This is a genomic window from Nocardia speluncae NBRC 108251 (genome assembly GCF_001613245.1).
Lineage (GTDB): Bacteria > Actinomycetota > Actinomycetes > Mycobacteriales > Mycobacteriaceae > Nocardia > Nocardia speluncae.
Genome location: NZ_BDBZ01000007.1, coordinates 439,495 through 464,848, shown reverse-complemented (window position 1 = coordinate 464,848; position 25,354 = coordinate 439,495). Strand labels below are relative to the sequence as shown.

Here is a 25,354-nt window from a genome sequence, read left to right as displayed (position 1 = left end):
CCGGAGAACTCCACCCCGGAGTACGGCTTTCGAACGATATGCAGTGCTGGAACACGATAAGCCTCCACGGCTCGGATCAGGGACACTGTGATCTCCGCACACTCCCCACTGCGTCGTGGCCGGCGTACCGCGGAGTGGGACAGCGGAAGCTGGTCTATACCTGCTTCCGGAGTGCGCTTGCCGGCGTTACTCGCTCGAGGAATCCCGCCGATTCGAGTGCCTCGAGCACCGTTTCCGCAGCCTCTTCGATCGTTCGGCCGGCCGTATCCACCCGGACATCGGGATCCGGCGGTTCCTCGTACGGTGAGGAGATACCGGTGAAGTCGGGGATCTCGCCGCGCCGAGCCTTGGCATAGAGGCCCTTCCGGTCGCGCTGCTCGCATTCCTCGAGCGATGTGGCGACGTGGACCAGGAAGAAGGCACCACCCGCTTCGGCAACCATCTCGCGGACCTGCCGACGAGTCTGTTCGAAGGGTGCGATCGGCGAGCAGATCGCCACGCCGCCGTGCCGGCTGATCTCTGCCGCCACCCAGCCGATCCGGGAGATGTTGACCTCGCGGTCGCGCCGGGAGAACGTCAGCCCAGCGGACAGGGTGCGCCGTACGCTGTCACCGTCGAGCGAGGTCACCGTGCGCCGGCCCTGTTCGAGAAGACGGTCGTGCAGGGCGCGGGCGAGCGTCGATTTTCCACTGCCCGAGAGGCCCGTGAGGAAGAGGACCAGGCCGCGCCGATGTGGCGGTGGCCGGTCGAATTCGACTACTTCTGCGATCGCGGGAGGCAGTTCGCCTTTCCCCGCGACTCGATGGACCTGCCCCGGGGCATACGCCGTGACCACCCGTTCACGAAACAGCCGGTCCGCCGCTGGATCGCCGCGCGAAACGACGGTCACAGCGACGACGACGGCATTGCCCAGCAGCTCGGCTGCCGCCTGGGTGGCCCGGACCAGTCCCACCGTAGTCACGGTGCGGACGTCGCCGGGGTCGCAGAGGACCAGCAGCACGACGGATCCGTTCAGGGCGCGGATCGTGGCGAGATCAGTACTGGTGAGCGGGCCGGAGACCGGGACGGTCGGCCACCCTCGGTACTGCTCGTCGAGCCGGTCGGGACCGAGATGCAGGTGCCGGAACGCGCCGTGCTCCGGACGGGCGAGCAGCGTAACCGGTCCCCAGACATGTGTGCCGTCGTTTCCCGTCATCTCGACCCGCGCGACCGGGACGCCTTCCGGATCGACGAGTTCGAGCTGGGTGGCTGTGACCCCACCGGCGTCCAGCACCACATACCCGCCGGGCGGTTCGAACACCGGCGCTATCACGCCGTCCGCCATCAGCACCAGGTCGGCCAAGGTGCGCTCGCCAGGGCAGTACTGGGCAGGCAAGTCATGAGACATGTGTTCATGGTCGGGCGCAGCGCATCTGCTCATCGCGCCGATCCCGTCCAACGGGACCGGCGCGTATCCGAAAGCGCATCGACGCAACCGAGCCGGCAAGTACCGAGGTTCCTGAGGCCGGTGTCGGGTCAGCCTTTCCAGTCAGTGAGAACGGCCGGACTACCGGCCATCGCGGCAGCCAGACTGGCCGGGATCATCCTCCCCGGCCGATTCAGGAGTGCCGATGAACGAGCGCGTGGCGATCCGGCCCGATATCCGACTCGATGACGGGCCGATGCAGGCGGTCGGTTGCACGGCGTGCGGTGCCACTGTCGAGGTCCGCAAGAGCAGCTGGGAACAGACCAGTATCCAGTGGCACGCCTCGGCACTCGCGGCCTGTCACCGGCGTCGCGAAGCAGGTGGCACAGCGGACGGCGTGACGTTTGCCGGATGCTCGAGCCTGGGTGAGTCGATACGTGCCGCGGCCGCGAGCGGAACGCTCACCGTGCAGTCCGGAGACCCGCTTCCCGTCGACACCGAACAGACCCGGCCATGACCGACATGTTTTCCCGCGCCGGCCGATCCCGTTTCTCGGCAGCGGCGCGATGACCACGATGTGGGCCCAGCCACTGACTGCCCCGAGATCATTCACGCAGATACACAAGATCACCCTCCGGATGTCGCCATGAGCGAGGGTCTCCGCTTCGCCCTGACCGCGCGCAGCGAAGGTCCGATCACCATCGCGGATTACCGCCGGAGCGCACGGCGCGCTCTGCCCGCAATGGTGTGGGCCTACGTCGACGGCGGCGCGGAAACAGGGCTGACGATGGCGGACAACTGCGCCGCCTTCGACCGCTGGACACTTCGCTCCCGCGTCCTCACCGGCAACAGCGGCACGAAACTGGACACCACCGTCGCAGGGACCGCGCTATCCCTCCCGGTGTTCTTGTCCCCCACCGGGATGACCGGGCTGGCCCACTGGCAGGGCGAGCGGGCGGCTGCACGCGCAGCCGAGGCGGCCGGTACTCGCGCAGTGATCAGCACCGCATCGAGCTACACCGTCGAGGAAGTGGCCGAGGCAACCGCGGACGACCACTTCTTCCAGCTCTACCCGTGGACGAGCCGGACCACAGGGGAACCCCTTTCGGGTAAGTTCATCGATCGCGCGCGGACAGCGGGGTACACGGCACTGTTCGTCACGGTGGACGTGCCCACCGCAGGGAACCGGATCGGCGAACGCAAGCACGGAATGGGGATTCCGCCCACGCTGACACCGGGCCGGGCGCTGAGTGCCGCCGTCCGCCCGCGTTGGGCCTACGGCTTCCTGCGCCACCAGCGAATCTCCGCACGGATGCTGGTCGACGAGCGGGGCACGAAAGCCGCGGTAGCGTCGGCCCGGACCCAGCAGAACCTGTTACGACCGGACCTCGTATGGGACGACTTCGGCCGAATCCGAGACCTGTGGCCGGGGCCGGTGTACATCAAGGGCATCCTCGATGCCGAGGATGCCTGCCGGGCTGTCGATCTGGGCGCAGACGGAGTGTTGGTCTCCAACCACGGCGGGCGGCAACTGGACGGCGCTCCGGCCGCCCTGGACGCACTGCCGGCGGTGGTCGACCGTGTCGGCAGCCGTGTCCCGGTCTTCCTCGACGGCGGCGTGCGCCGGGGCACCGACGTGGTCAAGGCGCTCGCCCTCGGAGCCACCGCCGTCGGTATCGGACGACCGTACGTCTACGGGCTGGCTGCTCGCGGGCAGGCGGGCGTCGAGCATGTCCTGGAGATCTTCCGTCAGGAGATCGTTCGGACCCTCACTCTGATGGGCGTCGACGACGTGGCCGACCTCAACCGTTCCCACGTCCAACGGGCGGCCGCCCGGCCGGTTGCGCCCGGGCGCTGAACCCGTCCAGGAAGATGCGGGCCGTGTCGTCGGCGAGGTCCTCGATCCTGTAGATCTCGGTGGGCAGGTGCCAGCGCGCGGCCAGGAACACCGCGTCGCGGAGGAAACGGTGGAAGACTCGCGGGTTGACATCGGACCGGAAGACACCTGCCGCGACACCGGAGTCGATCACCTCCGCCCAGGTGCGGTGCACGGACGAAGCGAGCTCGCGCACAGCCCGGAATCGTTCCCGGCCCTCGAAGGAGTCGCGATTGTCCTGGTAGATCTCGCTGGCATGCGGATGGTCATGCATGACCTGGAGCGAGACCAGCACCAGATCGTGCAGCCGCGCCCCCGGGTCCGAGTGGGCCAGGACTACGTCGGTATAGCGCTGAGTGAGGGCCCGCAGGTACTCGGCCACGATCGTCTCGACTATCGCGTCCTTGGAGTCGAAATGGTGGTACAGGCTGCCCGAGAGAATACCGGCGGCACCGGCGATCTCCCGAACGGTGCTGGCGTTGATCCCCTTCTCGGCGAACAACGCCGCGGCGTGTTCCATGATCGAAGATCGGCGATCGGTGTCGGGCACGTTGAAGACCTTGTCTGGCGAGCGGATCCGGCTGTGTCGTAGCGTACCGAGCGGTGGGCACGACCATCGGACCTGCTCGGCCAGTGGGCCCCGGAGATCACCGGCTCGTGAAAACGAATCCCTCGTAGTCGGAGGCAGCGATTTCCTCGCAAATGCTCATGTAGGTCCCGAGCCCACGGGTGTAAAGCATGAAACGCCGGGGCTTTCCCTCGATGTTCGACCCGAGATACCAGGAGTCGGTCCGGACGAAAACAGTTCCCGCGGCCGCTTCGCCGACCTCGGCGGTCCACTTCTGCGCCACATCCGTGCGGGGTTCCACCCGGTCTGCTCCCCGGTCGTCGGCGGCACGGATGAGGCCGAGGATCCAATCGACCTGGAGCTCCGCGTGCATCACCATGTTGGCAAGAACTCCGGGAGACCCGGGACCGTTGACGAGGTGGAGATTCGGGAAGCCCGGCACCTGAACACCGAGATAGGTGAGCGGCCCGTCCGCCCATACGTCCTGGATCCGGACGCCGCCGACCCCACGCAGATCAATACGTGCCAGTGCCCCGGTCAGGGCGTCGAACCCGGTGGCGAAGACGATGACATCGAGCTCGTAGGAAGCGGAACCGGTTTTGATTCCCCAGGTGGCGATCGACGATATCGGCTCCTCCCTGAGGTCGACCAGCGATACGTTGTCGCGGTTGAAGGTCTCGAAATATCCTGAGTCGGTACAGATCCGCTTGGCACCGAGGGGCTGGTTCCGGGGAATCAGATGACGCGCGACCTCGGGGTCGTCGATAATCGAGGCGATCTTGGCCTCGGCGAACTCGCGTGCGTAATCGTTTGCGGCGATATCGGTGTACTGGTCCGGGAAGGTCTTGCCGAATAGCACTCCACCGGTCTGCCAACCGTTCTCGAGGGCCGCATCGCGTTCCTCGGGGGTGCAGTCGGCGGCGGTCTTCGGGTATGCCACATACGGCGAACCGCCCCCACTCAGCCGTGACTTGCGGCGACGCTCGGGGTATTCCTCCCGGATCCGGCGCTGGTCCTCTTCGGTCAGCTTCCGATTGAAGGCGGGCACACTGTAGTTCGGAGTACGCTGGAACACGGTCAACTCGGCCGCCTCCTGTGCGATCAACGGAATCGACTGGATGCCGGAGGATCCGGTGCCGACCACTCCTACCCGCTTGCCACCGAACGACGGTTGCGTGTCCGGCCATTGGGCTGTGAACAGCACCTCCCCCTCGAAGTCGTCCACCCCCGGGATGGCCGGCTTGTTGGGGATCGACAGCGACCCCGTCGCACAGATCACATGACGCGCAATGTGGACATCCGCGGCTTCGGTGGCCACCCGCCAGACTGCTGCAGCCTCGTCCCATTCTGCGGTCGCGACCCGGGTCCCGAGCCGGATGCTGCGCAACAGGTCGAACCGCTCGGCGACGTGGTTGATGTAGGCCAGGATCTCGGGCTGGGTGGCGTAACGCTCACTCCAGACCCAATCGTTCTGCAGATCCTCATCGAAGGAATAGGAGTAGTCGATGCTCTCCACATCACACCGTGCGCCGGGATAACGGTTGAAGTACCAGGTCCCGCCCACACCCGCGCCCGCCTCCAGGCAGAGCACCTCGAGCCCGGCCTGCCGGGCGGCGTGCACCGCGTACATTCCCGCGAAACCCGCGCCTATCACCAGGACATCGAGTACATCCCGTTCGGTTGCTGCAGTCATGCGATCTCTCCTCGGTTCTCGGTGGTCGAGCGAAGCAGACCTGCGAGGTCATGCCACAACAGCTCGCGGGCCGCTTCGGCGGCCCGTAGTGGAAGGATTGTGAGGAAGCCGTGGAACAGCCCGCCGTACTCGCGGTGCAGGACCGCTACACCGTCACCTCGTAGTGCCTGCGCATAGTGCCGCCCCTCACTCGCAAGCGGGTCGAGGCCGGCTGTCACGACTACCGCCGGCGGAAGCCCCACCAGGGTTGCCGCGGTCAGTGGCGCGATATGGGCCGTGGGTACCGGCAGCACACCGTCCTCCGGAAGGTACTGCTGCCAATACCATTTCATCGCGGCAAGGGTGTTGAAGTAGCCGGTGCGGTAAGCCCGCGCGCTGTCGGAGTCGCAGCTCGGATCGATCACCGGGTAGATCAACACCTGCGCGGCAGGGAGCGGGCCTCCGGCGTCGCGCGCCATCAGGCAGACGACGGCAGCCAGGTTCCCTCCGGCGCTGTCTCCCATCGTCACTACCCGGCTGGGGTCACCGCCGAGATCGGCCGCATTTTCCATCGCCCACATCGTCGCCGTCAGCGCATCCTCGGCGGCGGCCGGAGCCCGGTGCTCGGGCGCCCGCCGATAGTCGACCGAGACGACGATCGCTTCGGTCGCCCTGGTCATCGCCCGGCAGAAGGCGTCATGGGACTCGAGATCGCAGAAGACGAATCCGCCGCCGTGGAAGAAGACGACGACCGGCCGCGAACCGGCCACACCGCCGGCACGGTGCGGTTGGTAAACCCGGGCACGGACCGACCCGTGCGGCGCGGGAATATCGACATCCTCGGCGCCGGCCACGTCATCCGGATTCGTGACGGGAACCCGGCGCGCGGCCACGGCCGCGCGCGCCTCGGCTCCTGACATCGACTCGACCTCCGGAAAACCTACGTCGAGCACCTCGAGCTGGTCGGCGACTTCGGCGTCCCACACATCGAACTCCTGGTTGTGAACGGGCTGTAGATGATCGAAAAATCAGTGTCGAGCACAGCCGAGCCGGTGCGACCGGTTCTCCTGCTCAGCGGGACGTGGCCCGATCAGGTCCCGAGTGTGCGCTGGAGCGGAGCCATCGCGTTCATATCGACGTGAATCAGGCTCGGACCGTCGTGGTCGAGCGCGGTCCGGAACGCCTTCTCGAACTGGTCCGGGTCGGCGACCCGCGCACTCCGCGCACCGAACGCGGACGCGACCGCAGCGAAATCGGGGGTGGCAAGGGCAAAGGAGTCTGCGGGGGTGCCCCCGTTCTCGGACTCGATCGCTCGCAGCATCCCGTAGCCGCCGTCGTCGAAAAGGCAGACCACGATCCTCGACTTCGCCTGGACGGCACTGGCCAGCTCGCCGAGCCCGAGCATGAAGCCGCCGTCACCCTGCAGGAGCACTGTATGAGCGGTCGATCCGGCCGCGGCGCCCAGTGCCAATGCCATACCGGGACCGATCCCGGCGGCCGTCGACCGGATCGACGTGCGCGGCGCGTGGATCGGCACCAGCCGGTCGCCCCAGACGTACGCCGGCACGGTCGCATCGCAGACCAGCACACCGTCCGGCGGCCGGTGCCTGGCCACGGCCCGGCTGATCCGCAAATGATCGGGTCCGGCCTGGGCCGCGACGATCTCACGTGCCGCGGCTGCTGCGCGTTGCCCGGCCTCGAGATGCGCCGAACGACAGCTGTCACCGGACCCGTCGGCGAGCACTGCGGCAAGCTCGGCCAGACCGGTCTTCGCGTCTGCGACCAGGCCGACGCCGGCGCGGTAGCTGCGGCCTATCACCGTCGGATCGATGTCGAGATGCACAAGCGCTTCGGGGATCGGGAGCTGCCATCGGGCGGTCGGATACATCTGGAAGCGCGTGCCGACAGCCAGCATGACGTCGCACTCGCCGAGGAAGTCACGGACTGGAGGCAGAGTGGCATATGCGCCGATGTTCATCGGATCGAGCTCACTGATCGCACCGCGCCCCTCACGGCTGGTCAGCACCGGCGCGTTCCAGCGGCGAGCCAGGTCGAGTAGTTCCCGGGTCGCCCCGGAGCGGATCACGCCACCGCCGGCCCAGATCACCGGGCGCCGAGCCGTCGCCATCAACCGTGCGGCCTCGTCGAGCGGACCCGCCGGTGGCCGGGCTCGCCGTAGCGGCACACCCGCACGAACACCCAGTCCCTTCGAGTCGAGGGAGGACACCGACGCGAGCTGGACGTCGAGCGGGACCTCGAGCGCGACCGGTCGAGGCCGGCCTTTACGCGCCTGCCCGGCCAACCGCACCACGGTGTCGGCGAGGTCGTCCGCCGAAGTCTCGGTAACGACCTCGCGAGTGACGGCGGCGAGCATCGCGCTCTGATTCTCCGCCTCGTGCACGTAGCCGCGCCCCCGGCCGAGATGTCCCGACTCGACCTGGCTGGTGATCAGCAGTACCGGCGACGAGGCGAAGTGCGCCTCGTACATCCCGCCCATGGCGTTCGCGGTGCCCGGACCGCCACTGACGACACCCACCCCGAGCGATCCGGTCGTACGGGCATAGGCATCGGCAGCGTGCGCGACGCCCTGCTCGTGGCGGCAACCGACGATCCGGATCGTTGCGCGCGCCTCGATGGCGCGCAAGATCGGCAGGTTGTGCGCGCTCGGGATACTGAAGACTGTGGTGACACCGAGCGCCTCCAGGGCATTCGCAATCGCGTCGCTGCCGGTCCTACCCATTGCGCACCAGTCCCTTCCGGCCACGGCGTCGATCGCCGCGCTTGTCCAGGCTGGCCCGCCGATCACTGCCGGCGAGCACGGATCCCGTGTAGCGGGACCGCGATCTCGTGAACGCTCATGGCGCCGGCTCCCCCGGCGCCCGTGTGAACCCGTCGAGGAAGATCCGCGCAGTGTCGGCCGCGAGGTCGGGCAGGAGGTACTGCGCGGTGGGCGTGAACCAGCGTGAGGAGAGGAAGACCGCGTCCCTGAGGTAACGATGAAAGACACGCTTGTCGATATCGCCGCGGAACGCACCTTCCCGGATACCGGCCTCGATGACGTCGTTCCAGGACTGCTGCACCTGGGCAGCCAGTAAACGGATCTTCGCGAACCGCTCGTCCCGGGTGAAGTAGCCGCGGTTGGCCTGATAGATATCGCTCGCGTCCGCATTGGCATGGCAGACCTCGAGCGAGGCCGCCACCAACGCCTGCAACCTGGTGCGTCCGTCGGTGCGGGTCGTGGCCACCTCCGCGCACCTGTCCGCGAGCTGGGTGAGGTAACCCGCAACGATCTCTTCGACGATCGCGTCCTTGGAATCGAAGTGGTAATAGAGGCTGCCGGCGAGGATTCCGACATCCTCCGCGATGCCGCGGACCGTGCACCCGGTGATTCCGCGCTGGGCGAGCAGCCGGGCAGCTCCGTCGAGGATCTCCTGGCGACGGTCCGGATACCCCATCAGGCGTGTTGTCCGCTCACGGACACGACCTCACCGGTCATGTACGACGAGTAGTCACTGGCCAGGAAGACGATCACATTGGCGACCTCCCATGGTTCTGCAGCCCGGCCGAGAGCCTGCTGGGTCCCGAGCTGCTCCATCATCCCCGGTGGCAGCTTGCGCCCGAGGTCCTCGTGGGCTGCCAGCGTCGGAGCTACTGCGTTGACGCGGATACCGGCGGCAGCCGCCTCGAGCGCCACGGACCGGGTGAATGCCATCACGCCGGCCTTCGCCGCCGCGTAGTGCGCCATGCCCGGTGCGGCCTTCCAGCCGACTACCGAGGCGTTGTTGACAATCACCCCCTTCCCGCGGGGGAGCATGTGTGCCAGCGCGGCGCGGGTGCATCGGAAAGTGCCCTTGAGGGTGCTGTCGAAGACCTCGTCCCATTGCTCGTCGGTCATCTGGGCGACCGGCACCGCTCCGCCGACACCGGCGTTGTTGACGAGCACATCGAGTCCGTCGAAGCGGTCCGCGACGGTGTCGAGCAGCCGGCGTACGTCCGATTCCACGGTGACGTCGCAGCGCACAGTGAGAGGGCGCTGCCCCACGGCCGCCTCCATCGTGTCCGCAGCGGCCGCCAGGCGACCCTCGTGACGTCCGGAGATCGCCACCCGGGCCCCCTCTTCGGCACATCGTCGGGCGGTCGCGATCCCGATTCCGGTACCGGCGGCTCCGGTGACGAGGACGGAGGATCCGCTCAGTAGGCCGTGGCCCGGCATCGAGGCTGCCGGCTCCGCATCGTGCGACATGACATCTCCGCTCATCGATCCGAATCGACAGACCCCTGATGAGCCTGTCGTGCACCCTAGCAATGTGAACCGTATTTGCTACGGGCGTCTGTTGCTGATCATCAGCGCCGGAACCGATTTGGCGCCGAGGCTATCTGCGAACGCGGCGCCGACCCCACGATCCTGTGAAGAGCCGGCCCACCGGGTCAGGTGAACGACGCGGCGGTGAAGCGGCGTTGCCGCGGACTACGGCCGGGAATCGCGGCCAGGAGCTCACGTGTGTAGGCATCCTCAGGATCGGTGAATACCTTTTCCGCGGAACCGATCTCCAGCAGCCGGCCGTGGCGCATCACCGCGACTTCGTCGGCGATCAGCCGAACCAGCCGAAGGTCGTGGGAGATGAACAAGTAGGAAATGCCCCGCTCCTGCTGTAGCTCATTGAGTAGGTTGATCACCTGGGCCTGCGTGGAGACGTCCAGAGCGGCGACCGGCTCGTCGCACACGATGAACGACGGATCGGTGATCAGTGCGCGGGCGATGGCCACCCGTTGCAGCTGGCCGCCCGACATCTCATAGGGGAAGCGCTCCATATGTGCGGGATCGAGCCCCACGCGCTGGAGCAACTCGAATGCCTTCTCGTACCTGGTGGCCCGGGAATCGTCGGTGTGAACGATCAGTGGCTCGGCCACCGAGTCCTTGATCAGCATTCTCGGATCCAGGGAGGTATACGGGTCCTGAAAGATCATCGTGGCGTGCGATCGCATTCGGCGCAGCCCCATCCGCGACAGCTCGGCGATATCGGTGCCGAGCAGGTTGATCGACCCCTCATCGGCCTCGATCAATCGCAGAACCAACCGGCCGACAGTCGACTTGCCGGCACCGCTCTCGCCGACCAGGCCCAGCGTCTCACCCGCGGCGACGTCGAAGTCGACGTGGTCGACAGCGGTCAGCCGGTGCGGATTACGACGCAGCAACGTGGGGCGGCGGCCGTACACCTTCGTGAGCCCCTTTACCGACAGTGTGGGGCCGAGGGCGTTCATGCTCCCACCCCCGGCAAGACGAGTTCGTCGACCCGCGCGCACCGGCTCAGATGACCGGAGGTGGCGGGCTGTAGCGCAATGGGCCGTCGGCACGGATCCCCAGCGGCATGCCCACATCGATCCTGGAATCGGCAGCCGGCCGGGAACTGGTGCGGCGCCGGCACCACACCGGAGATATAGCCGAGCGGCTCGCCCCTACGGGTGGGCTCCAGCATCGATTGCAGAAGCGCGCTGGTGTAGGGGTGCGCAGGGTGGTGGAACAACGTGTCGACATCGGCTTCCTCGACAACCTGTCCGGCGTACATCACCGAGACCCGGTCACACATCTCGGCAACCACTCCGAGGTCGTGGGTGATCAGCATCAGCCCCAGCCCGAGCTCGGCCTGAAGCCGGCGGATGAGCTCGAGCACCTGGCGTTGTACGGTCACATCGAGCGCGGTGGTCGGTTCGTCGGCGATAAGCATCATCGGGTCACAGGCGAGCGCCATCGCCAGCATCACTCGCTGGCACATGCCACCACTGAACTCGTGCGGATACTGCTTCACCCGATGTCGTGCCTGTGGGATCTCGACCAGTTCGAACAGTTCCACCGTGCGCTCCATAGCCCGCTTGCGGGACCAGCCTCGGTGCCGCCGCAGCGACTCCGCAACCTGATCACCGACCGTGAAGGCCGGGTTGAGACAGCGTCGCGGCTCTTGAAAGATCATCGCCACCTGCACACCACGCACGTCGGCGAGCTCGCGCTCGTCGAGGTCCGAGATCCGCCGGCCCATCAGCTCCACCGACCCCCTGCTGATCCGGCCGTTCTTGGGCAGCAGCCCCATCACCGCGAGCGAAGTGACGGTCTTGCCCGAGCCGGACTCGCCGACCACACCGACCACCTCGTTGCGGCGTACGGCGAGATCGACGCCGTCGACGATCGTCACCGGGCCACGCTCGGTGCCGACCTCGACCGTCAGATCTCTCGCCTGTACGACGATTTCGCCCGTGCCGACGGTACCCGCAGTATCAATCGCAGTCATCGTCATCGCCCATCCGTGGTCTGGCGCCCGAGGGCGTCGCGGAGGCCGTCACCCAGAAGTGAGAAGGCCAGGATCGTGATTGCGACCATGACGGCCGGCGGATAAATCAGGTAACTGCTCGTGGTGATGTTCGCCGACGCATCGCTGAGCATCAGCCCCCACGTCGCCTGCGGCGCACGGGCACCCAGTCCCAGAAACGACAGGCTGGCCTCGGCCACGATCACCACCGACGCAGAGAACGACGCCTGCACCAGCAGTGGCGGCGAAACCGCGGGCAAGATGTGTCGCCACAGAATGCGCCAGCTACTGCAACCACTCGCTCGGGCACTCTCGATGTAGAGCTCGCTACGTGCCCCCTCCGTGGAGGCCCGGACGATGCGATAGAAACTCGGCACGATGAGAATCGCGATCGCAAGCATCGCATTGTGCAGACCCGGACCGAGAATGGCGACGACGACGACCGCGAGAATCAGCGGCGGCAACGTCATGAGTGCGTCGATGATTCGGCTCAACAAGGCGTCGGCCACCCCGCCGGCGTACCCCGCGACGATACCGAGCGGTACCCCGATCAGCAGCGCCAGACCGACAGCCTGGGCGGAGGCGAGCAGGTCGACCCTGGTCGCGACGATCACCCGGCTCAGCACATCGCGACCCAGTTCGTCGGTGCCGAGCCAGTGCGCACCGGACGGACCCATGAGCCGCTGTGACAGCGAGACTGCGTTCGGGTCGTGGGGTGCCAGCAGCGGCCCCACAGCCGCAACCACAATCAGCAAGAACAGGACCACCATGGAGGCGACTGCAATCTTGTTGTGCAACAGTCGTTTCAGCACTCGGCTCTTCAACCGCCGGCGCACCTTGAAACGCAGGACCCGCACGGGGGCACCTGGAGTTCGGCGAGTAGTCATCGGGTCCTCAGTCTCGGGTTGAAGTAGCCGTAGGAAGCGTCGATCAGCAGATTGACGAGGGTCACGATCACCGCGACGAGCAGGACCATGCCCTGCAGGGTGATCAGGTCACCGTTGAGCACGGACTCCACGCTCAAGGACCCCAGCCCCGGGATAGCGAAGATCTTCTCGACGACGACGGCGCCGCTCAACATACTGGTGACCACCAGGCCGAGAACCGTAACGACCGGCACCGCGGCATTTTTCGCGGCATGCTTGCCGACCACCATCCGGCGCTGCAGGCCCTTGGCTCGGGCGGTGCGCACGTAGTCTTCCTCGAGGGCGTCCACCAGGGCGCCGCGCACCTGTCGCATCAGCAATGCGCCGGGGATGATCGCGAGCGAAAGCGCAGGGAGGGTGCTGGATTGAAGCCACGGACCGATCCCCTCGGACAGGTTGGCATAACCGGTGGCCGGAAATACCGGGGACATGATCGCCAGGAAGAGCACCAGGAGAACGGCGGCCACGAACGGTGGGATCGCCATCAGCAGGTTGGCGATCCCGTTCATGATCCAGTCGATGACACCCCCTTTGTTCAGGGCTGCGGCCGCGCCCAGGCCGACGCCCATCACGAGACTGAAGATCAGCGCCAGGATCACCAACGAAGCGGTGATCGGGAGGCGGAACATCAGGTCCGATACCACCGACTGGTGCGTCACCGCCGAGACCCCGAAGTCGCCCTGGAGTGCGTTCCATCCCCATTCGAAGTAGCGGGTATGGAACGGCTTATCCAGCCCGAGCATCTGGTGCAACTCCGCGAGACGTTCCGGTGTCGGGTTGTCGCCTGCCAACGCCGCCGCCGGGTCCGTGGGAGAAAGCTCCATGAGTACGAACACCAGCAGGGTCACCAGAATGATCGTCGGCACCGCCAATAGCAGGCGTTTGGTGATGAATCGGGTCATAGCACTCCACCATCGTTATGCAGGGCCAGCCATCGTCGATGCCTGTTCCGAGCGTCTGAGCTGCGGCGGCGCCTCCGCAGGACGAATATAAGTTGAGCGATACAGGTCACATTCCACGTTCCCAGTGACCGGGAGTGTGTGGTCGCGCAGTATCGGCAGAGGTTCGGCCTGCCGCCTTCAGATCCAGTCCGAGCCCGTTCCGACGGTCAGCAACGAGTCCAATGCTTCGGCAGACCAACCCTCGGCCACCGGCGCGGCTGCCGGGCCGCAGGAAGACTTGCGGCGTGGGAACAGCTCCTCCGACACCGCACGTGCCGCCTGTGCTACCAACGGTGCCACGATCTCCAGATTCGAATCGATATTTCCGCACAACGAAATGCCGGCGACGGGTCCTTCGGGCGAGCGGATGGCGGCGGCTACGCACGCTACCTCCGGAAAGCATTCGCCGCGTTCGAAAGTCAGGCCGCCGACACGGTTGCGGATACGTGCGAGTTCCTGGTGCAGTGTCGAGATACGGCAGATGGTCCGGGCGGTGAGCCGCCCGATGGCCCCCTCCAGCTGGCGATCGACCTGCTCCGGCGGCAGCCACGCGAGCATCGCCTTCCCGGCGCCGGTCGAGTGCGCGGGCGCGCGTCCACCGACCCGGGAGGGAACCCGGGTAGCGAAACGACCGCCCACCTTGTCGAGGTAGAGGATCTCGGTGTCGACCAGGACGGCCAGGTGGACCACCATCCCGGTGCGGATGGCGAGGTCGTGCAAGGTTTCGGCGGTCGCCTCACGGAGGCGTCCGTGTACGTTGTTGCCCTGGAGCGCCAGCGGCCGAATACCCAGACCGTAGCCGTCCCGGGTTCGCCCCAGCCAACCCAAGCGCACCAGGTCCACGAGGATCCGATGGGTGGTGGATCTCGGCAGTTGGGTGGCCGCGACGACGTCCTCGAGGGCCAGCTGCGCCGGGCCCGAGGTGAAGCATTCCATGATCAGCGTCATCCGGTCGAGCATCGACGACGGCGCGGGCGCCGGGGTGGCGCACCCGGCATCCTGGATCAGTGTTGTCATGAGGATCCTCCTGTTGTCGCCGCTGCTGCGATCTTGTCGACGATCGGACCGAAGGCGAGTGCTTCGGCAATGTGCAGACCGCCGTCCTTGTGCCGACTGCTGTTGGGGCCGAAGGCCCTCGCTGGGGCCGGCCCTGGTTCGGTGGCGCCGAGCGGACCGAGCCCCCGGCAGTACTCGTCACACTGCGTCCCCCGGGCGCTCCGGGTACCCCTCGGAGCCGCGGTGCAGGTGTAGTAGGACCCCGCGTCCAGCGGGTGGGTACCGGCCGCGGTCGCGGCCACACGACCAGCCGCTCCCCGGCCGGGCACGATGGCCTCGGCCTCGATTTTCGATTCGGTCTGCACGTCCGGTCCGCTCATGGACGCAGGTCCTCTCGCGTTTCTGGGCGCCTGATGATTCCGGTCCGAAAAACCCACCAACGGGCGATATTCCGGCGGATAAGTCACCAAACAAGCGCTTGGAAGGTGACGGTAGCAGCCGAACCACACGTGCAGGAGGGTTTTCGGCAGAATCATCGATCAGCCGCTCCGGCAAGGTGAGTCGCGCAAGTGGCCGGGCCGGGCACTCACACAAAGGTGTCCTCGACCGTGAAGCCGAATTCGCCTCGTCCGTACATCGCCAGAGCCCGCTCCACATCGTTTGCCACGTGCACACTTCCGGCATGCGCGTCCCGCCAGGAACGCTCGATCGGATTTCCCCGCTTGAGGGAATTGCCGCCCGCGGTCTTGAACAAAATGTCGATCGCCTCCAGGGCCCGTTCGGTGCCGCGGACCTGGTCACGACGCGTACGCAACCGCAGCTCGGCGGGAATGTCGGCACCCCGGACGGCATAGGCGTAGAGCTCGCTGATGTTGCGGTCCATTTGTAATATTGCGGCATCGATCTCGGACGCGGCGCGCGCCACGGCAACGTGAGCGAACTGATCCTCGGAGTAGCGGCCGCCGCCGAAACTGAGGCGGATCCGGTTCCGCATCTCGGCGATATAGGCCGTATAACAACCGGCGACCCCACCGATTACCGGCGCGGTGATCGTCGAGGTGAAGATCGAGGCGAACGGCATCCGGTAGAGCGGGCCGGTATTGACCTTCTGTCCCGGACCCCGCAGGTGTGCCTGTTCGTAATTCCGGATCGTGCGATGATCGGGTACGAACGCTTTGTCCACGACGATATCGTTGCTCGCCGTGCCTCGTAGGCCGGTCACATCCCAGACCTCGTCGATGCGGTAATCCGTCTGCGGCACCAGCAGTGTGATGACGTCGACGGGTTTACCCCCGGCGCCGGTCACCAGTCCACCCAGCACGGCCCACGACGCATGAGCGCAGCCCGAAGAAAAGCTCCAGTGGCCGCTGAGTTCGAAGCCGCCCTCGACCTGTTTGAGGCGCCCCACGGGCGCGTACGCCGACGAGATCAGTGTGTCCGGATCCTCGCCCCATACCTCTGTTTGGGCCCGGGCGTCGAACAGACCCAGTTGCCACGGATGAACGCCGAGAACCGAGGTCACCCATCCGGTCGAACCACACGCACCCGAAATCGCCCGGACGACCTCGTAGAACTGCACCGGGTCGCACTCGAGCCCACCGAAGCGCCGCGGCTGGAGCATCCGGAAGACCCCCGTCTCCTTGAGTTCGGCGATGGCCTCGGGCGATACTGCGCCGTCGATATCCGTTGCCTTGGCGCGTTCGGTGATCTTGGGTAACAGCGGCCGAACCTTGTCGAGAATCTCGTTGGTCATCGTTCTCCGTCCTCAAACCGACCCGCAGGCGACACCCGGATCGTGGGCTTTTCCGCGCCGTATCGGTGCACCATGTCTCGGCCAGTGAGAAACCTCTCCCCATGAGACCCGGCGCCGCCCAGTTGATGAACAGACCGGGCCGCGACAATGTCGGCGGATGCGCCGACGGGCGCTCACAGCTGCGCAGCAACGAATGGGTACTGGTCATCGAACGGAAGTTCACCGAGCATCCGGGGGCGCCCGGAAACGATCCCGTTGACCGGGAAATACCGGAGGCCGGGAGCAGACCGCACCTACATTGTCGATTGCCGATCAGTGCGCCCGACGGCGCCCGAGAGCCTCTGAGGAGGCGCGATGCAGACCACCACGACCGCACCGGCACAAACCGATCGCGGCATACCGACTCCCCTCGAGATGCGCCGGGCAATGGGCACCTTCGCGAGCGGCGTCACGATCGTATCGGGAATCGACGACGGGGAGCCGGTCGGCTTCGCCTGCCAGTCCTTCGCCAGCGTCTCCCTCGACCCGCCGCTGGTGCTTTTCTGCGCCGACCATCGCGGCCGGGCATGGCCGCGGATCCGTAAGTCCGGCCGGTTCAATGTCAGCGTTCTCGGTGAGGACCAGGGCGATATCTGCGCGCGCTTCGGGTCCAGCCGAGGAGAGAAGTTCGGCGGTCTGGTCTGGCACGAATCTGTGTGGGGAACCCCACTGTTCGATGACGGACTGCTCCGAGTGCACTGCGAGGTCGCGGATGTCCACGTAGCCGGTGACCACGATGTCGTCATCGGACGGGTACTCGCCATCGATGGACCCGACGAGGCGAACCGGCCGATGATCTTCTTCCGCGGAAAGTTCGGCGTCGACAACAACGAACCCGATGCGCCTGCTCCCGATGCCTGGGGCCGGGGCGACCGCTGGGGCTGAGCCACGACCCCACCGATCCGGTCGACAGGACGGCGGGGTGGGCCGCGCGTCCGTTCCTCATATCGCGCCGACGAACCGATCGGACAGGTGGGTACGTCGCGAAACACCTGTCGTCGCGTGACGACCGGGGCTGCAACCTCGTCCGATGCCTGTACCTCAGTACTTCGCTATCACCTCGTCGGCGAACCGGCGTAGTGCGCCGATCCGGCCGGCGGTGGTCTGCTCCGCGTCGAAGATCCGCCAGGGTGTGACCCGGCAGATGGTCGCGCCGGCCGACTCGATCTCGCGGTAGCCGGCGACGTCGCCGACGTCGGTCGGTGACACGTCGATCTCGAACGGCAGCTCCGAACGGCCGTATCCGGCGCGGAGCTCGGCCAGCCGGCCGATGGCCACCTTCAGCTGATCGGCCGGAACATTTACCGAGATCCAGCCGTCACCGGCCCGCGCAGCACGCCGGAGGCCGGGCTCGCTGTGGCCACCGACGTACACCGGCACAGGCCGGTCGGGTGCAGGACTGATCATCAACCGGTCGAAATCGTAGTGCTTACCGTGGTATTCGACCCACTCCGGACCGTTGCCGGCGCATACGGCTTTGATGATCTCGATGGCCTCGTCGGTGCGCGCGCCACGGGTACGCATCTCGGTCCGGGTAAAGGCGAACTCTTCCGGAATCCAGGAGAGCCCGACCCCGATACCGATCCGGTTGCCGGACAGTACCGCCATCGTCGCGATCTGCTTGGCGGTGAGCAGCGGGTCACGCAGTGGCAGCTTGAGCACGTTCGTGGAGAACTCCAGCCGCTCCGTGACGGCGGCCATCGCCGACATCGTGATGAACGGGTCGGGCATCGGCATCTCTGCGGGCCACATCCGCTTACCGTCGGGGGTGTAGGGGTAGTCCGCCGAGACCTTTTCCGGGTAGAACACCGAGTCGGGCAGGGCGATGCTGTGATAGCCGGCTTCCTCGGCTGCGGGAGCGAGTTCGAGCAGCTCACGCGCACCGATCATCGCGCCGGACAATGCCCACTTCATCAGAAGGCCTCCTCTCCACGTACGACGGCCTCGGCGCCGCCGTCGATGAAAATCAGCTGGGCGGTCGTATGAGTGTTCCCGGGACGGACCAGCCAGACCAGTACGTCGGCGATCACCTCCGGCTCCATCCAGCCACCGAGTTTGGAAGGCACCGCCCGTTTCATCATCGCCCTGCCCTGCGCCGAGGACCGCAGTTCCGCAGTCATCGGTGTGCAGACCACACCGGGACCGACGGCGTTCAACGGGATACCGGCGGCGGCCCATTCGTCGGTGATCGCCGTCCGGCGCAGCCAGCGGGCCAGCGCGTTCTTGGAACTCGCGTACAGCTGGTTCCCGCGGCCCTCGGCATGTACCTTCTGCGCGATGGCCACCGCACGCTGCTCGTCGAGGTCGAGGCAGGCCGCGACCACATCGGGGTCGGTCTGCTGAGTGGAGGAGATCGAGGCGGTGACCGCCACCCGGGGCGCGGACGCTTCGGCCAGCGCCGGCCGCAGGCCTTCGAGGATCTCCACCACACCGAAGAAGTTCACGGTGATGTCCTGCGGCGACAGCGACGAAGTCCCCGCACAGGCGACCACGGCATCGACCACCCCACCGGTCCGCTCGAGTACTCCCGCCACTGCCTGCGCACGCCCACCACGGGCCGAAAGATCGGCGACGATATCGGCGTTGCGCTGGTCGACGCGGATCACCTCGTCACCCTGTGCGGTGAGCATCGCGGCCGTGGCCGCACCGATCCCCGAAGCAGCTCCGGTGACGACGACCTGACGTGGCATGGTGACTTCTCCCCTGGGGCTGGTGTGTGTCCTCAACCTAGGGACCGGTCGCGCCGGAACCGGCAAGGATCCCGGTCACCGGGATGCCGGAACGAGCGGCTCGAAGATGTCCAGCGCAGCGACGGCCTCGAGCTGTTCACAGTAGTGCTCCAGCGACCGGTTCACCGGCCGGAAAGGCACCATCGTGACGCCCGCCTGCGCCAGCGCACCGAGCGTATCCGCCACCCGGCCGGGACTTTTCAGTGGATCCATCGCGCCACCGGCGCCCGAGACGACCTCGAAGCCGGCGGGCCGGTCGGGGTAGGAGGCCAGCATCGTCCGAACGGTATCGGCGTTCGGGGCGCCGGGAATCCATCCGTCCGCCAGCGTAACGGCCCGGCGGAGTGCGCGTTCGGAATGTCCGCCCACCCATAGTGGCACCCGGCGCTGTACCGCGCACGGATCGACCACCAGACCGGCGAAATCGTAGAACTCGCCGTGGTATTCGGGATCGGTTCGAGACAGCGCCGCCCGCAACGCCCGGATCGCGTCGTCGGCCCGGGCACCTCGGTCCTCGAACTCCGCCCCCAGCGTCCGGAACTCCTCTTCGGCCGTGCCGACACCGAGGCCGAGCCGGACCCGGCCGCCACTCATCCGGTCGAGGGTTCCGTAGCGTTTGGCGATGGCGAGCGGATGGTGGTATCCGAGCACGAGAACATTGGTCAGCAGCCGAATGTTGTCCGTACGAGCGGCCAGCCAGGACAACGTCGCCAGCGGATCCCAGTAGCGGGTGCCCCGGCCCTGTGGCAATTGCGGCGACGGAATACCTGGTGGCATCGCGATATGTTCGCTACAGGTGAGGAAGTGGAAGCCCAACCTGTCGGCCAGCTCGGCCACCCGGGTGATCTCCGCGATTCCCGCAGTGTCCTCCCAGGCCGCAGTGTGGCCGGGGACCTTGATGACCACGGGTGTGGACAGCCCCAGTCTCATCGCTCGATCCGCAGTTGCGGCACAGTGCGCTCTGTCGACGTCACCGGTCCACGCTATCGGCGCCCGCATGCTCGGGCAGCCGTGATCCCGGCCACCGGGAAGTCCTGAGCGCCGCGGCGAGTCGGGTCGGGTGATCCGCTCGCGCGTTTCGCAGGCGCAGTGCGGCGACCGCGGCCGGCACGGTGATCAGGGTCAGGATGAGGAAGGTGTCGGAGTAGGCGGACGCGTTCCCGGTGTAGAGCGGATTGATCGGCTCGGTGTCGCCGGCCTGGCGGACCGAGAGCAGGACGCCGAACAATGCGGGGCCGGTGCCTGCGCCGAGGAACTGGGCACCCTGGAAGATGCCGACTCCGGCGCCGAACTGGTCCGGTGGGAGGAGGTGGCCGAGCGCGCTGGTCGTGAGCGTGACGACGAGTGCGAATCCGGCACCGAGCGCGAACACCGCCACACCGGCCCACACGGCGGAGGCTCCGACGGCGAAGGTGGACAGGAACAGCATCGAGGCCGCGATGATGCTCAGTCCGGCCAGTGCGACGGTGCCCTCGTTGGCGCCTTTGGCGCCGATGCGTCCGGCCAGTGGTGCGAGGGCGGCCAGTGCCAGTCCGCCGGGGATCATGACCAGCGCGCCTTGGCCGAGGGTGAGCCCGTTGACGTCGATGAGGAGAAGGGGGACGAGCACAAGGGTGGTGAGGTTGACCATCATCGCCAGGAAGATCACCGAGGCCGCGGCGAGGTAGCCGCGGTGGGTGAACAGCGACGGTGGCACGAATGGGTCCGTAGCGGAACGAGTGCGCCACGCGAAGAGCGCCGCCGTGGCTGCTCCGGCCAGCAGTGCGCCCCATGACGAGGGGGCGGTGAACCCGTGGGTGCCTTCGGCTCGGGTGATGCCGAACAGCAGCAGGCCTGCGCCGGCGCCGAGCAGGATGCCGCCGAGAAGGTCGATACGGCGGGTATCGGCCGGCTGTGTGTCGGTGATGACGCGCAGGACGGCGGGGATGAGGCCGACCGCCCAGACAGCGAGCAGCCAGAACAATGCCCGCCAGCCGAGTGCCTGTCCGAGGCCGCCGCCGATGGCTGGGCCGAGCGCGGTGCCCAGACCTCCGGCGGCGGCGATGAACCCGACCCCGATCGCGGCCTGGCCCCGGGGCAGAAGCCGGGTGGCGGCCACGATGGCGAGCACGGGGATCGCGGCGCCCCCTGCGCCGGACGCGATACGCGCGGCCACCAGGAGCAGCAGATTCGGTGCGAGGGCACTGATCAGGTTCCCGATCCCGAACACGGCCAGCGCGATGACGAAGAGCCGGCGCAGGCTGTAGCTGTCGGCCATCCGGCCGTAGATCGGGATGCCGATCGCACACGCCAGCAAGAACCCGGTCACCACCCAGGCCACCTGAGGCGTCGAGGCATCGAACCGGCCCGCGATGCGCGGCAGGACAAGGGAGACCATGTCGCTGGCGACCGGGACCAGCAGCATCGCCGGGACCAGCACGAGTAGCAGGCGTGCCAGCGACACGACGCCGTCGGGCCGGGGCGAAGGTGAGTTCATGAAAGCTCCGATCATGCCGAAATCTGTAATCGTCGTGGTTGCAGTTTTGGTCGCGAAAAGCCCGCGACCGGGGGCCGCGGTGGTGAGGCGCTACGAGCCGGTGGTGGTGTGGTCGCGGCCCAGGATGGTGCGGAGCAGATCGGCGACACTGGTTTGGGACAGGCGCTCCTCCACCGCGCGTTGCGCGGCAGTGAATTCGTCTTCCAGGAGAGCTTGCATGTGACGTCCGATCACACAGCTCTGGTTGGGTGGATGAGCGTGGGTCGGCAGGACGCTGGTGCCGTCCTCGACGGCGGCGTAGGCGTCGAAGAGCGTGATCTGCTCAGCTGGACGAGCCAGTTGCCAGCCGCCCCCGCTGCCCTCGGCGGAGGCGACCAGGCCCCTGGCCCGGAGCATCCCCAGGACGCGGCGGACCAGGACCGGGTTGCTCTCCAGGCTTTCGGCGATCTTCGCCGAGGACTGCCACCCGTCATCGCGCCAGCGAGCCAGGAACGTCAACGCGTGGGCGGCGACCGCGGTACGGGTGCTGACTGCCATCAGTGCTCTACCTTCCTCGACTCGAACCTCGCCGCAGGCACGCCGAGGCCAGGCCATTCCCGACCCCGTCGGCCCCACCCTGCACGACTACAGTCCGCACGCCTGCCACCTTCGGCCTCGATCTACGTTGAACTGAAACTATCACAGTTGCAGTTATCGAGACCGGTACGTCCCTCTGCGGAGCCTGCCGTGACACGATCCGATTCGCGGACTCCTGCGTCATCCGGGAGATAGCGCTTGCCGTCGATGCCCCACAGGCGGTCCCGACGTGATCACCACGCGGGTGGGCTACATGTCTTCTACGAGCCGTTCTACGTGATCACGCCCGTCCCCACGGAACACGAGCACCGATCTGCACCGGAGCCGCTCTCTCCCACACCCTCAGCGCGTCTCGACATTCCCGGCGGCCGGATCAGAGCCTCTGAGATTCCCCCACACGGTTGACACCGAGGGCGCAGAGTGGGTGCGCGGGCGCGCACCTGACCGCCGAGGTGACCCTTTCCGAGTTCGTCTCGGGACAAGCCTGTCCGGCCTCGACAGCGGCCAGGGCCCGCCCCTCGCGGAGGGCAACACTGTGACCGAGGAGAAGCTCGGGTCGCCGGAGCCGCGTGTGCGACCCCCGCGCGAGCGAATTGCAGCGAGGGTTGCACGGCTGGATCAGCGATTCCGCCCCACCTTGACCTCGACTTAAGTTGAGGTCTTAGCGTGAGCGGCAGTTGATCCCACGCGAGAGGACATGCTCATGATTCTGGTCACGGGAGCCACCGGGAACATCGGAAGCTCGTTGCTGAAGGAGTTGCGCGCGTTCGGCGCAGTGCCGATCAAAGCACTCACCCGTGATGCCGCTGGGGCCGCCTTCCCAGCCGGTGTCGACGCTGTCGAGGGTGATCTGGCCGATATCTCCTCGCTGACGGCCGCTCTGGACGGGGTGCGGTCGATGTTCCTCGTTCCGCGGCTCGGGCCGGATGCCGAGATCATCGACCGCGCCCGCCGGGCCGGTGTCGAGCATATGGTGCTGGTGTCGTCGATTACCGTGGAGACCCATCCCCATCTCGGTCCCGCTGCCGACAATGCGGCGGTCGAAAAGCTCCTCGAGGCCAGCGGAATGGACTGGACAATCCTGCGGCCGACGCAGTTCGCGTCCAATGCCCTGATGTGGGCATCGACTATTCAAGCGGGGCAGCCCGTTCAGGTGCCTTATGCCGACACCGGGCTGCCCACGATTCACCCCGCTGACATTGCGTCGGTGGTCCGGGTCGCGCTGACCGAGCCCGGCCACCGGGGGCAACGGTATGCGCTGACCGGTCCCGCACCGGTCAGCGCGCGTCAGCAGGTCGGAACAATCGCCGGGCTGCTGAACCGGGACATAGAGTTCGCCGAGGTCGCCCGGGAGGACGCCCGCGCGAGCATGATCGCGGTCTTCGGTGAAGACGCCGCCGACGCCGTCCTGGACGTGACCGGCGGCGACGTCAACGACGCTCTGTTACGGGTGCGCGACACGGTCCCGCGGGTGACGGGCTCAGCGGCCAGGACCTTCGCGCAATGGGCCGAGGAGAACGTCGACGCTTTCCGGTGAGGGGCCGGTGGCGTGGAAAGCGATCGGTGAAGCACGATCATCGCGCCACCACCGGCCTTTCAGTGGTGTCGAATTTCGCGATCACGAACATCGCGCTCCAACAGGTGGTGTCGCAATCCGTACGCAAGTGGTGTCCGGGTTCGGGGTCAGAACCAGCGTGCAGGTGATCGAACTGCGGCGTCCTGCACACTGAGATGTCTCACCGCGCCCCGATACACCGGTCCTACGTTGTGACGAAGGGACCGGCACCCATCGACCGTGGAGGATCCGATGACCGTGAACAAGGCATGGAACGACTTCTGTGACGACCTGCGCGAGGCCGGGCAGTCACTGATGGACCCCGATGCGCCGCAGGACGCCATGAATCAGGCCGAAGGGGTTCGCTACCTGATCCGCCTGCTCCGCTACGCCTCGCTCAACTCGATCGAGAACTCCGACCCCCTCTACCCCGCAATCACCAACGCGCTCGACCCACATCTCAAGTGCAAGATCGGCGCCGACAATCCGGACAATATCTACATGCGGGCCGCGGTTTCCGGAAAGCACCGTTACCGGATCAGTGGTACCCGTGGCACCGTGCCACTGCTGACGTTCGGGTCGAAGATCAACGGCTTCGGCACCGATGGGACCTTGAGGTCGACCGGTGAGATCGGCAACGACGAGATCCCCGTCGACGAAGACGGCCGGTTCAGCATCATCGCCAGCGTCGACAAGCCTGCCGAGGGAGCCTGGCTCCCCCTGGCCGAGGACACCACCAACATCGTCGGGAGACAATCCTTCCAGGATCGCAGCACCGAAACCGCGGCCCAGGTGCACATCGAGCTGATCGACGAGATCCCCGCACCGCAACCACTCGACCCCGAAATCTTCGCCCGGCAGCTGAAAACGACCACCAACTTGGTCAAGGGCACGGCCGCCACGTTCCTGCACTGGACCAAGTGGTTCATGGAGAAGCCCAACGAGCTGCCCGATTGGGGGCAGGAGGTCTTCGCGAAAACCGGTGGGGACCCGGCAATCTTCTATATCCACGGCTACTGGAAGCTCGCACCCGGCGAAGCCTGGGTCATCGACACCGAAGTCCCCGACTGCGAATACTGGAACTTCGTCCTACAGAACTGGTGGATGGAATCACTGGACCACGACCGGATGAACATCTACATCAACAACCACACTGCCACACTCAACGACGACGGCACCCTGACGATCGTGGTCTCCGCCGAAGATCCCGGCTACGGCAACTGGCTGAGCACCGCGGGCCACGCCGAAGGAACCGCGCTGCTGCGCTGGGTGAAGGCCGACCACCACCCGCTGCCCACCTGCAAGGTGATCACGCTCTGACGACCGGCACAACGATGCCCGCTCGAGGACATGCCTGTCCTCGAGCGCGTTTCGGCACCATGGCCCGGGAGCTGGAAGCCGCGGGGTTCGGATTCGGTTGTGCGACCGCGTCGTTCAGGTGAGGACTGCGTCACCGGCCCGCGTTCGGGAAGGCCCGCTCGATTCGATCGCCGAGATCGACGTCCTCGCTGTCGACTACGGCCGCCGACCCGAAAACTCC

At 66.7% G+C, this 25,354-nt stretch carries 24 protein-coding genes; 5 read left to right on the top strand and 19 right to left on the bottom strand.

Annotated elements, in window-relative coordinates:
- Window positions 1-154: 154 nt before the first annotated feature.
- Window positions 155-1,387 carry an adenylyl-sulfate kinase gene (gene cysC, locus NS6_RS11540; RefSeq protein WP_157112699.1) on the bottom strand — a complete coding sequence of 411 codons (1,233 nt, stop codon included), beginning with the start codon at window positions 1,385-1,387 and terminating at the stop codon, window positions 155-157.
- A 223-nt stretch (window positions 1,388-1,610) separates the two neighbouring features.
- On the opposite strand from cysC, the gene NS6_RS11535 reads away from it, so the two are divergent.
- Window positions 1,611-1,922, top strand: a complete 312-nt coding sequence (locus tag NS6_RS11535; protein WP_174552582.1) for a ferredoxin — start codon at window positions 1,611-1,613, stop codon at window positions 1,920-1,922.
- Window positions 1,923-2,051: 129 nt separating this feature from the next.
- A complete protein-coding gene (locus NS6_RS11530; protein ID WP_068040408.1) occupies window positions 2,052-3,263 on the top strand; it encodes an alpha-hydroxy acid oxidase in 1,212 nt (403 codons plus the stop codon).
- Here NS6_RS11530 and NS6_RS11525 read toward each other — a convergent pair.
- From NS6_RS11525 to hsaA, 13 genes are all read right to left on the bottom strand, one after another.
- Window positions 3,208-3,831 carry a TetR/AcrR family transcriptional regulator gene (locus NS6_RS11525; protein WP_157112698.1) on the bottom strand — a complete coding sequence of 208 codons (624 nt, stop codon included), beginning with the start codon at window positions 3,829-3,831 and terminating at the stop codon, window positions 3,208-3,210. The two genes, NS6_RS11530 and NS6_RS11525, sit on opposite strands and share 56 nt — an antisense overlap.
- Window positions 3,832-3,928: 97 nt before the next feature.
- On the bottom strand, window positions 3,929-5,542 hold the full coding sequence (locus tag NS6_RS11520; protein ID WP_068040404.1) for a flavin-containing monooxygenase: 1,614 nt from the start codon (window positions 5,540-5,542) through the stop codon (window positions 3,929-3,931).
- Complete coding sequence (locus NS6_RS11515; RefSeq protein ID WP_068040402.1) at window positions 5,539-6,507, bottom strand: alpha/beta hydrolase; 969 nt, start codon at window positions 6,505-6,507, stop codon at window positions 5,539-5,541. The genes NS6_RS11520 and NS6_RS11515 overlap by 4 nt, the downstream gene beginning before the upstream one ends.
- Window positions 6,508-6,611: 104 nt before the next feature.
- Window positions 6,612-8,261, bottom strand: coding sequence for a thiamine pyrophosphate-binding protein (locus NS6_RS34645; protein ID WP_068040401.1), 1,650 nt, complete (start codon window positions 8,259-8,261; stop codon window positions 6,612-6,614).
- Between the two features lie 115 nt (window positions 8,262-8,376).
- On the bottom strand, window positions 8,377-8,976 hold the full coding sequence (locus tag NS6_RS35180) for a TetR/AcrR family transcriptional regulator (RefSeq protein WP_068040399.1): 600 nt from the start codon (window positions 8,974-8,976) through the stop codon (window positions 8,377-8,379).
- The gene (locus NS6_RS11500; protein WP_245669252.1) at window positions 8,976-9,779 is read right to left on the bottom strand and encodes an SDR family oxidoreductase; all 804 of its coding nucleotides are present in this window, start codon (window positions 9,777-9,779) and stop codon (window positions 8,976-8,978) included. The genes NS6_RS35180 and NS6_RS11500 overlap by 1 nt, the downstream gene beginning before the upstream one ends.
- Before the next feature lie 170 nt (window positions 9,780-9,949).
- A complete protein-coding gene (locus NS6_RS11495) occupies window positions 9,950-10,783 on the bottom strand; it encodes an ATP-binding cassette domain-containing protein (RefSeq protein WP_068040396.1) in 834 nt (277 codons plus the stop codon).
- The gene (locus NS6_RS11490) at window positions 10,780-11,805 is read right to left on the bottom strand and encodes an ABC transporter ATP-binding protein (RefSeq protein WP_068040393.1); all 1,026 of its coding nucleotides are present in this window, start codon (window positions 11,803-11,805) and stop codon (window positions 10,780-10,782) included. Before NS6_RS11490 ends, NS6_RS11495 begins: the two co-directional genes overlap by 4 nt.
- A gap of 2 nt (window positions 11,806-11,807) precedes the next feature.
- Window positions 11,808-12,710, bottom strand: coding sequence for an ABC transporter permease (locus NS6_RS11485; protein ID WP_068040391.1), 903 nt, complete (start codon window positions 12,708-12,710; stop codon window positions 11,808-11,810).
- Window positions 12,707-13,651: an ABC transporter permease gene (locus NS6_RS11480; protein WP_068040390.1), complete on the bottom strand. Its 945-nt coding sequence runs from the start codon at window positions 13,649-13,651 to the stop codon at window positions 12,707-12,709. Before NS6_RS11480 ends, NS6_RS11485 begins: the two co-directional genes overlap by 4 nt.
- A 177-nt stretch (window positions 13,652-13,828) precedes the next feature.
- Entirely contained in the window at window positions 13,829-14,707 is an 879-nt protein-coding gene (locus NS6_RS11475; protein ID WP_068040388.1) for an IclR family transcriptional regulator, read from the bottom strand.
- A complete protein-coding gene (locus NS6_RS11470) occupies window positions 14,704-15,066 on the bottom strand; it encodes a hypothetical protein (RefSeq protein WP_157112695.1) in 363 nt (120 codons plus the stop codon). Before NS6_RS11470 ends, NS6_RS11475 begins: the two co-directional genes overlap by 4 nt.
- Before the next feature lie 206 nt (window positions 15,067-15,272).
- Complete coding sequence (hsaA, locus tag NS6_RS11465) at window positions 15,273-16,439, bottom strand: 3-hydroxy-9,10-secoandrosta-1,3,5(10)-triene-9,17-dione monooxygenase oxygenase subunit (RefSeq protein WP_068040384.1); 1,167 nt, start codon at window positions 16,437-16,439, stop codon at window positions 15,273-15,275.
- A 354-nt stretch (window positions 16,440-16,793) separates the two neighbouring features.
- Between hsaA and NS6_RS11460 the strand changes: the two genes are divergently transcribed.
- Complete coding sequence (locus tag NS6_RS11460) at window positions 16,794-17,363, top strand: flavin reductase family protein (protein ID WP_068040382.1); 570 nt, start codon at window positions 16,794-16,796, stop codon at window positions 17,361-17,363.
- Between the two features lie 156 nt (window positions 17,364-17,519).
- Here NS6_RS11460 and NS6_RS11455 read toward each other — a convergent pair whose 3' ends face one another.
- The 5 genes from NS6_RS11455 to NS6_RS11435 all read right to left on the bottom strand — a co-directional run bounded on the left by NS6_RS11455 (window position 17,520) and on the right by NS6_RS11435 (window position 22,220).
- Window positions 17,520-18,392, bottom strand: coding sequence for a TIGR03619 family F420-dependent LLM class oxidoreductase (locus NS6_RS11455; RefSeq protein ID WP_068040380.1), 873 nt, complete (start codon window positions 18,390-18,392; stop codon window positions 17,520-17,522).
- Window positions 18,392-19,168, bottom strand: a complete 777-nt coding sequence (locus NS6_RS11450; protein ID WP_068040378.1) for an SDR family oxidoreductase — start codon at window positions 19,166-19,168, stop codon at window positions 18,392-18,394. Before NS6_RS11450 ends, NS6_RS11455 begins: the two co-directional genes overlap by 1 nt.
- A 75-nt stretch (window positions 19,169-19,243) precedes the next feature.
- Complete coding sequence (locus NS6_RS11445) at window positions 19,244-20,137, bottom strand: LLM class F420-dependent oxidoreductase (RefSeq protein ID WP_068040376.1); 894 nt, start codon at window positions 20,135-20,137, stop codon at window positions 19,244-19,246.
- A gap of 40 nt (window positions 20,138-20,177) precedes the next feature.
- Complete coding sequence (locus NS6_RS11440) at window positions 20,178-21,683, bottom strand: MFS transporter (RefSeq protein WP_084470968.1); 1,506 nt, start codon at window positions 21,681-21,683, stop codon at window positions 20,178-20,180.
- A 90-nt stretch (window positions 21,684-21,773) separates the two neighbouring features.
- Entirely contained in the window at window positions 21,774-22,220 is a 447-nt protein-coding gene (locus tag NS6_RS11435; protein WP_068040372.1) for an Rrf2 family transcriptional regulator, read from the bottom strand.
- Between the two features lie 742 nt (window positions 22,221-22,962).
- Between NS6_RS11435 and NS6_RS11430 the strand changes: the two genes are divergently transcribed.
- Both NS6_RS11430 and NS6_RS11425 read left to right on the top strand, forming a co-directional pair.
- A complete protein-coding gene (locus tag NS6_RS11430) occupies window positions 22,963-23,796 on the top strand; it encodes an NAD(P)H-binding protein (RefSeq protein WP_068040640.1) in 834 nt (277 codons plus the stop codon).
- A gap of 270 nt (window positions 23,797-24,066) precedes the next feature.
- Window positions 24,067-25,134, top strand: a complete 1,068-nt coding sequence (locus tag NS6_RS11425) for a DUF1214 domain-containing protein (RefSeq protein ID WP_157112694.1) — start codon at window positions 24,067-24,069, stop codon at window positions 25,132-25,134.
- Window positions 25,135-25,354 lie beyond the last annotated feature (220 nt).